We start from the raw sequence: 13,010 nt of genomic DNA on the forward strand, positions 1-13,010 counted from the left end.
CTGTGAAGCATAAAGTAAACAATATCCACTTTGTCGGCATTGGCGGCAGCGGCATGAGCGGCATCGCCGAAGTGCTGGTCAACCTGGGCTACAAGGTATCGGGCTCCGACCTGGGCAGCAATGCGGCGACGCAGCGCCTGGCGAGCCTGGGCGCGACGGTCATGCTCGGCCACGCGGCTGAAAATATCGGCGACGCCGATGCGGTCGTGACGTCGGGCGCCGTCCCGCAAGACAATCCGGAAGTGGCGGCGGCGCGCGCGCGCAAGATTCCGCTGGTGCCGCGCGCCGTGATGCTGGGCGAGTTGATGCGCCTGAAGCGCGGCATCGCGATTGCCGGCACGCACGGCAAGACGACCACCACCAGCCTGGTGGCATCCGTGCTGGCGCAGGGCGGCCTCGACCCGACTTTCGTCATCGGCGGCCGTCTGACCAGCGCCGGCGCGAACGCCAAACTGGGCTCGGGCGACTACCTGGTGGCCGAAGCCGATGAATCGGACGCCTCGTTCCTGAACCTGACGCCGATGATCGAAGTGATCACGAACATCGACGCCGATCACATGGACACCTACGAGCACGATTTCGAGAAGCTCAAGCAGGCCTTCGTGCAATTCACGCACCGCTTGCCGTTCTACGGCCGCGCCATGCTGTGCATCGACGATCCGCACGTGCGCGCCATCATCCCGTCCGTGACCAAGCCGGTCACCACCTACGGGTTCGCGGAAGACGCGCAAGTGCGCGCCGTCAACGCGCGCGCCGTGGGCCTGGAAATGCATTTCACCGTGCTGCAGGAAGGCTATCCGGACCTGGACGTGGTGCTGAACCAGCCCGGCATGCACAATGTGCAGAATGCCTGCTCGGCGATCGCCATCGCGCGCGAGATCGGCATCGCCGACAGCGCCACGCAGCAAGGCCTGGCCGAGTTTTCCGGCGTGGGCCGGCGCTTCACGCGCTACGGCGACGTGGCGCTGCCGAACGGCGGCAGCTTCGCCCTGGTCGACGATTTCGGCCACCATCCGGTGGAAACGGAAGTGACCTTGGCCGCCGCGCGCGCCGCCTATCCGGGCCGCCGCCTGGTGCTGGCGTTCCAGCCGCACCGCTACAGCCGCACGCGCGACCTGTTCGAGGATTTCGTGAAAGTGCTCGGTGCGCCGGACGTGCTGCTGCTGTCCGAAGTGTATGCGGCGGGCGAAGCGCCTATCGTCGCCGCCGACGGCCGCGCCCTGGCGCATGCCCTGCGCGCGCGCGGCAAGATCGAACCGATTTTCGTCGAGTCCATGACGGACATGGCCGACACCATCATGAGCGTGGCGCGCGACGGCGACGTCGTGCTGACCATGGGCGCGGGCTCCATCAGCGGCATCCCGAATCAACTGACAACGTATCAATCCAACACTGTAAAGGCCTGACGTGAACCAAGCTTCAGCTATCGACGTTAAACAATTGGGCAAGGTCGGCGTCCTGTTCGGCGGCCGCTCGGCCGAGCGCGAAGTGTCGCTGATGTCCGGCGCGGGCGTGCTGGCCGCCTTGACAAGCCATGGCGTGGATGCGCATGGCTTCGACACGGGCGAACGCAGCCTGGCCGAACTGGCCGCAGAAAAATTTGACCGCGTCTTCATCGCGCTGCACGGCCGCTTCGGCGAAGACGGCAGCCTGCAGGGCGCGCTGGAACAGCTGGGCATTCCCTACACGGGCAGTGGCGTGATGGCTTGCTCGGTGGGCATGGACAAGGTCTATACCAAGATGATCTGGCTGATGCACCAGTTGCCGACGCCGAAGTACGCGGTGCTGGACGACAGCTCCGACCTGGCCAAGGTTGCCGCGCAACTGGGCTTGCCGCTGATCGTCAAGCCGCCGCATGAAGGCTCGAGCATCGGTATCACGACGGTCAACGAGGCATCGGCCTTCCAGGCCGCCTACGATATCGCCGCCGGCCTCGACGATTCGGTGCTGGCCGAGGAATTCATCAAGGGCCGCGAGTTCACCGTGGCGATCCTGGGCAAGGGCGCCACGGCGCGCGCGTTGCCGCCGATCGAAATCGTCGCGCCGCAAGGCAACTACGACTACCAGAACAAGTATTTTACCGACGATACGCAGTATTTCTGTCCGCCGCAGCTGGACCCGGCCATCATCGCCGAGATGGAACGCATCGCGCTGGAAGCCTACCGCGCCCTGGGCTGCGAAGGCTGGGGACGGGTCGATGTGCTGATGCGCGCGGCCGACAGCAAGCTGTTTTTGCTGGAGGTGAATACCTCGCCGGGCATGACGGGCCACTCGCTGGTGCCGATGGCGGCGCGCGCGGAAGGCACCAGCTATGAAGACCTGTGCCTGGAAATCGTCGCCGGCGCAAGCCTGAAAATGCACAAGGGACAGCGCTGATATGTGGCATGACGCTAAAAGCCTCAATACGACTGCCAACGGCTTGCTGGCCGCGGTTCTGGTCGTGTGCGTGGCGGCCGGCGTCTGGTGGGTCTCGCAGCGCCCGATGTTCGACCTGCGCACCATCAAGGTGGAAAGCGCGGACGACAAGGGCCTGCGCCATGTGAATTACCTGACCCTGCGCAGCGGTACCCAGGGTCGCATCAAGGGCAATTTTTTCACGACCAACCTGGAAAGCGTGCGCGGCGTGTTTGAATCGGTGCCCTGGGTGCGCCGCGCCAGCGTGCGTCGCGAGTGGCCGAACCAGCTGATCGTGGCCCTGGAAGAACACGAGGCGCTGGGCACGTGGGGCGAAGACGGACGTTTATTGTCGGTCAAGGGCGACGTGTTCACGGCGAATGTGGCCGAAGCCGAGGATGACCATGAGTTGCCCGCGTTTGCTGGCCCCGATGGCAGCGAGAAGGAAGTGCTGGCCACCTACGTGCAGCTGGCAAAGTGGTTTGCGCCGTTGAAGATGGTGCCGGAAACCCTGTCGCTGTCGAGCCGCTATGCGTGGACCGTGAAACTGGATAACGGCATGAGCGTGGCGTTGGGGCGCGAGCAGAATCATACGACTCTGAAGGCGCGCGTCGACCGGCTGGTGGGTATCTACCCGCAGCTGGCAAGCCGGCTGGAAAATATCGATACGATCGACATGCGCTACCAGAACGGCCTGGCACTCAGTTCCGCCGGCCTGGTGATACCGGCCGAAGGCAAGGATGGCAGGCCGGCGCCGGCGATCAGGAAGAAGAATGGCAGTCCGATTAAGAAACCGGCTTGACCGAATAATCAATTAATCAATTAATCAATTAATAGCCCAAAAACTAGGCGACAGAAATGACAAAAGACGCGAAAAACCTGATCGTCGGCCTCGACATCGGCACCTCGAAAGTGGTGGCGGTGGTAGCCGAAGTGATGTCCGACGGGCGCCACGAAGTGATCGGGCTGGGCCAGCACGAATCGAAGGGCCTGAAAAAGGGCGTGGTGGTCAATATCGAGGCCACGGTGGAATCCATCCAGCGCGCGCTGGAAGAGGCCGAGCTGATGGCTGACTGCAAGATACGCAATGTCTACGCGGGTATTGCGGGCAGCCATATCCGCAGCTTCAATTCCAGCGGCATGGTGGCCATCAAGGACAAGGAAGTGACGGCGACTGACGTGGCGCGCGTCATCGAGACGGCAAAAGCGGTTAACATTCCGACCGACCAGCAATTGCTGCACACGGTGCCGCAAGAGTTCATCGTCGACAGCCAGGAAGATGTGCGCGAGCCTATCGGCATGAGCGGCATCCGTCTCGAGGTAAAGGTGCATATCGTCACCGGTGCCGTGTCGGCGGTGCAGAACATCGTCAAGTGCGTGCGCCGCTGCGGCCTGGAAGTGTCGGACCTGATCCTGCAGCCGATGGCCTCGGCCGACGCGGTGCTCACGCCCGACGAGAAAGAGCTGGGCGTGGTGCTGATTGACATCGGCGGCGGCACGACCGACGTGGCGGTGTTTTCCGATGGCGCGATCCGCCATACGGCAGTCATCCCCATCGCCGGCGACCAGATTACCAACGACATCGCCATGGCCTTGCGTACCCCGACCGCGGAAGCGGAAGAGATCAAGATCCGCTATGGCGTCGCCAAGCAGGTCCTGGCCGATCCCGGCGAATCGCTGGAGGTGCCAGGCCTGGGCGACCGCGGCCCGCGCAACCTGTCGCGCCAGGCACTGGCGGCAGTGATCGAGCCGAGGGTCGAGGAGCTGTTCGCGATGGTGCACCAGGTGGTGCGCGAATCCGGCTACGAAGGCGTGCTGTCGTCGGGCATCGTGCTCACGGGCGGCACTTCCATCATGCCGGGCATGGTGGAAATGGCGGAAGACATCTTCCTCAAGCCAGCGCGCCTGGGCACGCCCGAATACCGCGGCCAGCTGGCAGACGTGGTGCGCAGTCCGCGCTATGCCACGGTATTGGGCCTGCTGCTGGAAGCGAAGAAGCAATACCTGCGCGGCCACATCGTGACGCGTCAGGACGGCTCGGTGAAGGCAGTCTGGCAGCGCATGAAGGAATGGTTTTTAGGGAATTTTTAAGGGCATGACTTACGCCCGGCAGCACAGGTTTTTTGGCAGCATCGCAGGTACACACACATAACTTTATTTTATATTTAACCGCAGTTTTCAATCTCCAGTTCTCCTACCAATATGAGGCCTGGCGCTTGGAAACCGCATTCTGATAGGAGCACATCATGGAGTTCGATATGGTCGATAACACAGCTTTAGGTACCGTCATCAAGGTCGTCGGCGTCGGCGGTGCGGGTGGCAATGCAGTCCAACACATGATCAACAAAGGCATGTCGGGCGTGGAGTTCATTGCCGCCAATACCGACGCACAGGCCCTGTCGACATCGAAGGCCCACAACATCATCCAGATCGGCGATACCGGCCTGGGCGCCGGCATGAAGCCGGCTGTCGGCCGCCAGCTGGCCGAGGAATCGCGCGCACGCATCGCCGATTCGCTGCGCGGCGCGCACATGGTCTTCATCGCTGCCGGCATGGGCGGCGGCACGGGCACGGGCGCCGCTCCTATCGTGGCCGAAGTGGCCAAGGAACTGGGCGCGCTGACGGTGGCCGTGGTATCGAAACCGTTCTCGTACGAAGGCCAGAAGTGCATGGACATCGCCGACGAAGGCCTGGAGCAGCTGTCCCTGCACGTCGATTCGCTGATCATCATCCTCAATGAAAAACTGGAAGAGATCTACGAAGACGAAAGCATGCTGGAATGGATGCAGCATGCCGATGATGTGCTCAACAACGCGGTGGCCGGCATTGCCGAGATCATCAACGTGCCGGGCCATATCAACGTCGACTTCAACGACGTGAAAACCATCATGGGCGAGCAGGGCAAGGCCATGATGGGCACGGCGACGGCTTCCGGCGTGGACCGCGCGCGCATCGCCGCCGAACAGGCTGTCGCTTCGCCGCTGCTCGATGGCATCGACCTGTCCGGCGCGCGCGGCGTGCTGGTCAACGTCACGGCCAGCCGTGGCTTGAAAGGCAAGGAGATCAAGGAAGTCATGGCTGCCGTGCGCGCGTTTGCCGCGCCGGACGCGTCGATCGCGCAAGGTATCGCCTACGACGACGCCATGGGCGACGATATCCGCGTTACCGTGGTGGCCACGGGCCTGGGCCGCGCCAAGAAAAACATCCAGCTGGTACCGCAGCAAGTGCTGCGCACCGGTACCCACAATGGCCCGCTGACCCCGTCGGCGGCGATGGGCGGCGCGCAGGCGGCGACGACGACGGTTGGCGTGGCCACGCCGGCGGCCGGTTTCGACGGCATGAAGGCACCGGCCGTATGGCGCCGTGAATCGGCTTCCGAGCAAGTGCGCGCGATGGAAAAGAATGGCATGGAAACCTACGACATTCCAGCCTTCCTGCGTAAGCAAGCAGATTAAGGTGATCTGATGTCAGTAAAGATGACGGCGGCCTGAGGGCCGCCGTTTTTTTTGCTGTTTTTTGACTTTTGGCTTTGCCTTTCCGCCCGCTTTCTGCACAAATGCGGCAAGTCAGGCATACTATCGCGCAGTGTCGGCATCATGCCGGCAGCATCCTCAACCGACAGTACACAAGGAGTCAACATGACCATCAAGATCGGCGACACCCTGCCAGAAGGCACCCTGGCCGAATTCATCGAAAGCGAAACCGAAGGCTGCGCACTGGGTCCGAACACGTTCAACGTGCAAGACCTGGTCAAGGGCAAGAAGATCGCCATCTTCGGCCTGCCAGGCGCCTACACCCCGACCTGCTCGGCACAGCACGTGCCAGGCTACGTCAAGCACGCTGCCGACCTGAAAGCGGCGGGCGTCGATGAAATCTGGTGCATTTCCGTCAACGACGCGTTCGTGATGGGCGCCTGGGGCCGCGATCAGAAAGCCACCGGCGTGGTGCGCATGATGGCTGATGGCAATGCTGCCTACAGCAAGGCGCTGGGCCTGGACGCCGATTTCAGCAAGTTCGGCATGGGCACGCGCTCGCAGCGTTACTCGATGCTGGTCGACAATGGTGTCGTGACGCAATTGAACGTCGAGCAGGGCGGCAAGTTTGAAGTGTCGAATGCCGAGACCTTGCTGAGCCAGCTGGCCTAAGCAGATCGCAGGTTGGCGTATGCCAAGCGCAGGTCGGCGCAGGTTGGCGTAGGTCGGCGTAGGTCGGCTTAGCGCAGCGTAAGCCGACGAGTTGCGTTCGCACCGCGTTTGCTTCAGCATTGTTGGATTACGCGCCACGCGCTAATCCAAGCTACGCAATAAAAAAACGGCGCCATCGGCGCCGTTTTTACGTTTACTGTACCGATGGCTTGGTCGCCTCGAACATGGCCGCGTCGATGCTGAACGAATAATCGTCCTGCAGCGCGAAATACCGGCGCGCTTCCTCGGGCGCGCCGTCGAACAGGTGGCGGATGGCCGCCACGCGCTCGTTCGGCGTGCGCATGCGCGCCACCCATTCGTCGAACTGCATCGTCAGTTTCCATACGCTGCGCAGCTGATGCGTAAAACCGGCGTTGTCGAACTTGGCGCCCCATTCGCAGGTGCGGTAGTCGCGCACGTGGGAGGCGTCGCGCAGCATTTCCACCGCCTGCAAGGTGCTGTCATACAGTGCCGTTTTCGGCGCCACGATATCGACCACCAGCAAGGTGCCGTTCGGACGCAGCACGCGCCAGCTTTCCGCCAGCGCGCCGGCCACGTCGTTCCAGTGGTGTGCGGAAAAGCGCGTCACCACCATGTCGAAGCTGGCGTCGGCGAACGGCAGCCTGGCCACGTCGCCCTGTTGCGTACTGATGTTATGCAAGCCGCGCTGCGCCTTGGCGTGGTCCACCACGTCGAGCATCGGTTGTGCCAGGTCATAGGCCGTGACGGACTGCGCCACGGGGGCGATGGCGAAGCTGGCATGGCCGGCGCCGCAGCCCAGGTCCAGCACCACTGGCCGGCCATGGCGGCGCGCGCATTCCTGCATCAATACCAGATCGGCCCCCTGCGCATGCACCGCACTGCTCAGGTAGGCATTGGCGGTTTTGCCAAACTGTTCGGTAACGACATCGTGCTGGTGCATGGTTTCTCCCCTGGTGATGGATGCATGTGATTGCGTTCCTGCAGAATAGGGGTAAAAATATCCTGTAACAAGACCATAACTTATACTGGTATATCTAATACCACGCTATCAGCATGAAGGAATGCCATGTCGAGCAAGCTCGCTGAATTCATCCGCGCACGGCGTGAAGCCGTGACACCCGCAGCGGCCGGCTTGCCGGGCGGAGGACGGCGCCGCACGCCGGGCTTGCGGCGCGAAGAGCTGGCGCAACTATGCGATGTCAGCCCCACCTGGCTGACGTGGCTGGAACAAGGGCGGCCTGTATCGGCTTCGGCCAAGATGCTGGCCCGCCTGGCCCAGGTGCTGCAGTTGAGCACGGCAGAGCGCGCCTATCTGTTCGAGGTGGCCGACAAGATAGATCCCCGCCATGGCGCGGCTGATGGTGGCGGACCCGCCGCCAGCGAGTTGTCCGCCATCGTCGCTGCCATCGATGCGCCTGCCTATATTCTGGACCGCCAATGGAACGCCGTGGCGTGGAACGGAGCGGCGGCTGCGCTGTTTGCCGGCTGGCTGCATGACGCCGCCGGGACGCCCAACCAGTTGCGTTTCATGTTCCTTGAACCGGAAGCGCGCATCCTGGTTGCCGGCTGGCCCGAACGGGCGCAACGCCTGGTGGCGGAATTTCGCGCCGATATCGGCCGTCATGCGGACCAGGCGCCATTGGCCGACCTGATCGCGGAGCTGGCGCAAGCGAGCGTGGAATTCCGGCAATGGTGGAGTGCCCAGCAGGTACAGGGGCGTGATGGCGGCTTGCGGCGTTTCCAGCATCCACGGCAGGGTTTGCTGCATTTCAATCAGGTGACCTTGCATCTGGCGCGCCAGCATGAGCTGAAACTGGTGATGTTGTTACCGGTCGCGCGTGCCGGCTGATTTTTCGCATGAACCGACGGTGCCGGCTTTTCTTGCTGGCACCGCCGGCATGTCCTGATCTTAATTATTATCATTATTGAAAACTCTGCTGGATATTTCACATCTATTTGGCAGGAAAATAATTGCAGGCCTACTTCACTGCTTATTGAAAGAATATGTTATCCGGGTTGTATGGATTTTGTTTCATGAAAATCCATGTTTACATTTTAGTAAAACAGTCATAGCATGCATATTGATGTTTCCACGAGGCATCTATTTTCCGTGAAAATTCAATGGAGATTTTATGTGCATGAAAAAAAGCGGTCTGGTATTAAGTGCCTGTTTCGGCATTTTATTAAGCGCATGCGGCGGTAATAACGATGTTCCTGAAAACGCCACGGTCAGCAAGATATTGGCGGCGAGCGGCGTCAATCCGGTTGCGGCAAATACAATCGCATTGTCGGCAGAATTGAATAATCCCGGCGAGTTGCACGCCAGGACGGCATTGAATCTTCCTGTTTCGAATCCGCATGCGATCCGCGCCGACGCCAATGCGGCGCTGGCCTCCCATGTAGAGGCAAGCCGCGCGGCGTCCGCGAAGGCGCCAGGGCCCGCATTGCGCGCCGCCGCCACCGTCCTTGCAGCCGTTCCCGCGCCAATCGCGGGCTGCCAGGCGATAGACCTGGGCCTGATCTATACGGACGCAACGCCCGCCGCCGGCGATGTGAAGTGCTACCAGTTTGTCGTCAATGACAAGACCAAAATCGACAGCAACGTGCTCATGCCCAATGGCGTGACGGCTTATGCCTACCTGTTTGCGGTCGATCCCGTGAGCGGACAGTTAAGCGACGTGGCGCTCGATACGGATGCCGCCGTGAACGCGCCGCTGGTGCTGCAAGGCATCGCCGAATCCGCGCGCCTGGTACTGGTCGTGCAGCCACAGAACGGCGCCGCAGGCCAGGCATATCAATTTGGCGCCTGGTCTCGCCCCGGTTTCGATGCGCATGAGCCAAACGACAAACCTGGCAAACCCGTACTGGCAAAGGTCAATCAGACCCTGAAGGCCAATATCGACGTGGCAGGCGTGGATCAGGATTACTACTTCTTCCCGTTGCTGCGGGGCCAGACATCGACGAATATCACGATTAACTTTACCGCGCAGCAGTCAGCCGGCGTGCGCATCGCCAGAAAGAATCCGGATGGCAGCTATGCCTGGGCCGCCGAAAGCACCTTGACCGCGGCGCAATCGGGTCAAACCCTGGCGTTGACGAATATTCCCGTCGGATCGGCGGCGGTTGGCCAATATGGCGTGATGGTGCGCGTCAGCGGCGAGGATGCGGCGGCGCCAGCGGCGCAGCCCTATACGCTGCGTATTAATACCAGCGATGTTTATGTTGCGGAAATCCGCCAATTCAACAATGAGAATATTACGCGCTGGTTTCCATTTCCGCAGGCCGGATTGCAAGTGCACAGTTATATCGATTTGTATGTGCAAATCAAGGATGAGGGCGGCCAGCCGGTGGAAGGACAAAGCGTGATTTTTTACGTGGTGAGAAACGCCGGGGATAATACAACCTTGCAATTGCACACCGTGCTTACCGATCAATTCGGACAGGCATCGTATAACGCGCCATTGGCGGCATGTACGGGCGACCGGTATACCGCGACGAATTATGGACCGTTCAATAATACGGATCCGCGCTGGGATGGGGAAGGGCAGGTGGGCGCGTATTGGTTCCAATTGCCTGGAGCACAGCCGACGCCGCCTGAAACCAGTATCACGAGGCCGATTACTTTTAACCGCGTGTGTAAAGAAACAGTGGTGCCGGGTACCGGGCGCCAGCCGTAACAGGCGAATGCGGGAAGGATGGCAAAAACTTTCCCGCATTGGCCAAAGCTGGACGCAGGTGGGCGATGGCCGGGTGTGCACGGTTGGGCATGCATCGTTTCCATGCCCGTCCATCGCGCCTGCGCGCCAGCCCATGGCGCTGCCATCTGGCCGCCGCTTGCTATAATCCTGGCAACATCGCGGCGCCTGCCGTTCCAGCTAGGAGTTTTTCTGACATCCCCATCCAATAACCTGCGCAGCATCTATGCGATGCTCACTGCCGCCGGCATGTTTTCGCTGATGGATACGGCCATGAAGCTGTTATCCGAACATTATCCCGCCATGCAGGTGACGGCCTTGCGGGCCTTGTCATCCCTGCCGCTGGTATGCCTGTACCTGCTGTACCGGGGGGCCTTCAAGAATGTGCTGCAGGTGCGCTGGCCGCTGCACGTGCTGCGCGGCGCGCTGGGCGTGGCCATGATCACGCTGTTCGCGTATGGCTTGAAACGCATGTCGCTGGCCGAGGCGTATTCGCTGTTTTTCATTGCGCCCCTGCTGATCACGGCGCTGTCCGTGTTTATCCTGAAGGAGCGCGTCGACCTGGCGCGCTGGTGCGCGATCGCCATCGGCATGCTGGGCGTGCTGGTGGTGCTGCGGCCGAACGGCACGGAATTTTTCTCGATCGCCGGCCTGGCCGTGCTGGGCGCGGCCGCCTGCTATGCGATTTCCGCCATCACGGGCCGCATCCTCAGCCGCACGGATGCCAGCGAAAGCATGGTGTTCTGGCTGATGGTGATGATGGCCGCCGGCGGCGTGGCGCTGTGCGCGCACGAGTGGGTGGCGATCCGCCGCGAAGACTGGCTGTTGCTGCTGGGTTTATCCGTCAGCGGTTTCCTGGGCCAGCTGGCCATCACGGAAGCGTTCCGCACAGGCAAGGCATCGAGCGTGGCGCCGTTCGAATATTCGGCGCTGGCCTGGGGCATGAGCCTGGACTGGCTGTTGTGGCGCACCTTGCCTGATGAATACACGATGATAGGCGCGGCCATCATCATCGGCAGCGGCATTTACCTGGTGCGGCGCGAAGCGGTGCATATCGAGAGCGAACACCCTTAGGCCGCTGTGGTTTTTCTGGCGTGTGCCATGCCGCACCGCAACGAAAAACCGGCAAGTAGATATAATCGTGGAATGTTAAAACAACGCACTATCAAACAATTGGTCCGCACCGTCGGTGTCGGCTTGCACTCGGGCACCAAGGTGGAACTGACCTTGCGTCCCGCGGCGATCGACACGGGCATCGTGTTTCGCCGCATCGACCTGGTGCCCGTGGTGGAGTTTCCCGCCAGCGCCATGGCCGTCGGCGACACGCGCATGGCGTCCGTGCTGATCAAGGATGGCGCCAGGGTCTCGACCGTGGAGCACCTGATGTCGGCCGCGGCCGGCCTGGGCATCGACAATATGGTTATCGACGTGAATGCGGAAGAAATCCCCATCATGGACGGTTCCGCCTCTTCCTTCGTCTACCTGCTGCAGCAGGCCGGCGTCGAGGAGCAGCAGGCGGCCAAGAAATTCATCAAGGTGATCAAACCCGTGGAAGTGCGTCATGGCAAGGGCGACGCGGAAAAATGGGCACGCCTGTCGCCGTATGACGGCTTCAAGCTCGATTTCTTCATCGAATTCAATCACCCGGCCGTCGATGGCACCATGCAGCGCGCCTCCGTCGATTTCGGCGACGTGTCCTATGTGCATGACGTGGCGCGCGCGCGCACCTTCGGTTTCATGCAGGACGTGGAAAGCTTGCGCGGCATGGGCCTGGCCCGTGGCGGTTCGCTGGAAAACGCCATCGTCATGGATGAGTACCGCATCTTGAATGCCGATGGCCTGCGCTACGAAGACGAGTTCGTGCGCCACAAGATCCTCGACGCCATCGGCGACCTGTACCTGGTGGGCCACCCCTTGCTCGCGTATTACACGGCGCACAAGTCGGGCCACGCGCTGAATAACCAGCTGCTGCTGGCGCTGCTGGAGCGGCCCGATGCGTATGAAATCGTCTCGTTCGATACCAATGAGGCGGCGCCGCAATCCTACCTGCGCCAGATGGAGCGCGAGTGGTCGTTGACGTAGGTCGGATTAGGCCGCAGGCCGTAATCCGACAACCCCGCAGGCGCCAACAATGTTGTCGGATTATGGCCCGAAGGGCCTAATCCGACCTACGTGCTGCCGCCTGGCGTTGCTAATCTTTAGGTTCGCGGTGGTGGCGCACCAAACTGCGCAGCGCCGCGATCAGCTGCTCGTTCTGCTTCGATGCCGGCAGTGCCGTGCTCAATTCTTCCAGCGCCGACATGGCCTTTTCCGGCAAGACCAGCGCCCGCGTATGCACGATGGGCGCGATGCTCTTGATGACTTGCACTTTCAGCTTGATGCCTGAAATCTGCCAGCCCTTTCTTTCCAGTTCCCCTTGCAGTTTCGGCAATTGCTGCTTGAGCTTGGCCGCCAGCGCCGCGTTCGGCGTGGCCAGCACCAGTTGGCCGCCTTCGAACTGCAGGATGTCGCAATGCTCGAACATCGCCGGCAAGGCCCTGGCGCAATCCTTTTGCAGCGCGGCCAGGCGCGTGACGGTGGGCATCAGGGAGGCCATCGTCGCGTTGCCGCGCAAAAAGTCGGTCGCGCCCGTGACGGCCGGACCCGAACGGGCGAAACCGTAGCCGCGGCGCGGCGCCGGAGAATAAGTGGGAGTTCGCATGACCGCAACATAGCACACTCGCCTGCGCGTGGCGAGTGCGCCGCGCATGACCTT

General features: G+C 61.6%; 12 protein-coding genes. 10 read left to right on the forward strand and 2 right to left on the reverse strand.

Annotated features, from left to right (window positions below):
* The first annotated feature begins 2 nt into the window (after positions 1–2).
* From murC to AC3RCJ_RS05985, 6 genes are all read left to right on the forward strand, one after another.
* Positions 3–1,406: a UDP-N-acetylmuramate--L-alanine ligase gene (murC, locus tag AC3RCJ_RS05960; RefSeq protein WP_492961585.1), complete on the forward strand. Its 1,404-nt coding sequence runs from the start codon at positions 3–5 to the stop codon at positions 1,404–1,406.
* Between the two features lies 1 nt (position 1,407).
* Positions 1,408–2,376, forward strand: a complete 969-nt coding sequence (locus AC3RCJ_RS05965) for a D-alanine--D-alanine ligase (RefSeq protein ID WP_492961583.1) — start codon at positions 1,408–1,410, stop codon at positions 2,374–2,376.
* 1 nt (position 2,377) lies between these two features.
* Positions 2,378–3,196, forward strand: a complete 819-nt coding sequence (locus AC3RCJ_RS05970) for a cell division protein FtsQ/DivIB (protein ID WP_492961581.1) — start codon at positions 2,378–2,380, stop codon at positions 3,194–3,196.
* A gap of 56 nt (positions 3,197–3,252) precedes the next feature.
* Entirely contained in the window at positions 3,253–4,485 is a 1,233-nt protein-coding gene (ftsA, locus tag AC3RCJ_RS05975; protein WP_010394955.1) for a cell division protein FtsA, read from the forward strand.
* Positions 4,486–4,640: 155 nt separating this feature from the next.
* The gene (gene ftsZ, locus AC3RCJ_RS05980; protein ID WP_492961579.1) at positions 4,641–5,849 is read left to right on the forward strand and encodes a cell division protein FtsZ; all 1,209 of its coding nucleotides are present in this window, start codon (positions 4,641–4,643) and stop codon (positions 5,847–5,849) included.
* A 183-nt stretch (positions 5,850–6,032) separates the two neighbouring features.
* Positions 6,033–6,539, forward strand: a complete 507-nt coding sequence (locus AC3RCJ_RS05985; protein ID WP_492961577.1) for a peroxiredoxin — start codon at positions 6,033–6,035, stop codon at positions 6,537–6,539.
* Between the two features lie 193 nt (positions 6,540–6,732).
* Here the strand turns inward: AC3RCJ_RS05985 and AC3RCJ_RS05990 are convergent, their stop codons facing one another.
* On the reverse strand, positions 6,733–7,500 hold the full coding sequence (locus tag AC3RCJ_RS05990; RefSeq protein WP_492961575.1) for a class I SAM-dependent methyltransferase: 768 nt from the start codon (positions 7,498–7,500) through the stop codon (positions 6,733–6,735).
* 126 nt (positions 7,501–7,626) lie between these two features.
* On the opposite strand from AC3RCJ_RS05990, the gene AC3RCJ_RS05995 reads away from it, so the two are divergent.
* The 4 genes from AC3RCJ_RS05995 (at position 7,627) to lpxC (ending at position 12,337) form a co-directional block, all read left to right on the forward strand.
* A complete protein-coding gene (locus AC3RCJ_RS05995) occupies positions 7,627–8,409 on the forward strand; it encodes a helix-turn-helix transcriptional regulator (protein ID WP_492961573.1) in 783 nt (260 codons plus the stop codon).
* 289 nt (positions 8,410–8,698) lie between these two features.
* A complete protein-coding gene (locus AC3RCJ_RS06000) occupies positions 8,699–10,237 on the forward strand; it encodes an Ig-like domain-containing protein (protein ID WP_492961571.1) in 1,539 nt (512 codons plus the stop codon).
* Between the two features lie 249 nt (positions 10,238–10,486).
* Entirely contained in the window at positions 10,487–11,329 is an 843-nt protein-coding gene (locus AC3RCJ_RS06005; RefSeq protein ID WP_492961569.1) for a DMT family transporter, read from the forward strand.
* Positions 11,330–11,401: 72 nt separating this feature from the next.
* Positions 11,402–12,337 carry a UDP-3-O-acyl-N-acetylglucosamine deacetylase gene (gene lpxC / locus AC3RCJ_RS06010; protein ID WP_492961567.1) on the forward strand — a complete coding sequence of 312 codons (936 nt, stop codon included), beginning with the start codon at positions 11,402–11,404 and terminating at the stop codon, positions 12,335–12,337.
* 109 nt (positions 12,338–12,446) lie between these two features.
* Here the strand turns inward: lpxC and AC3RCJ_RS06015 are convergent, their stop codons facing one another.
* Positions 12,447–12,956, reverse strand: a complete 510-nt coding sequence (locus AC3RCJ_RS06015; RefSeq protein ID WP_492961565.1) for a DciA family protein — start codon at positions 12,954–12,956, stop codon at positions 12,447–12,449.
* Between the last annotated feature and the right edge of the window lie 54 nt (positions 12,957–13,010).

Source organism: Janthinobacterium sp. GW822-FHT07H11 (assembly GCF_058798615.1).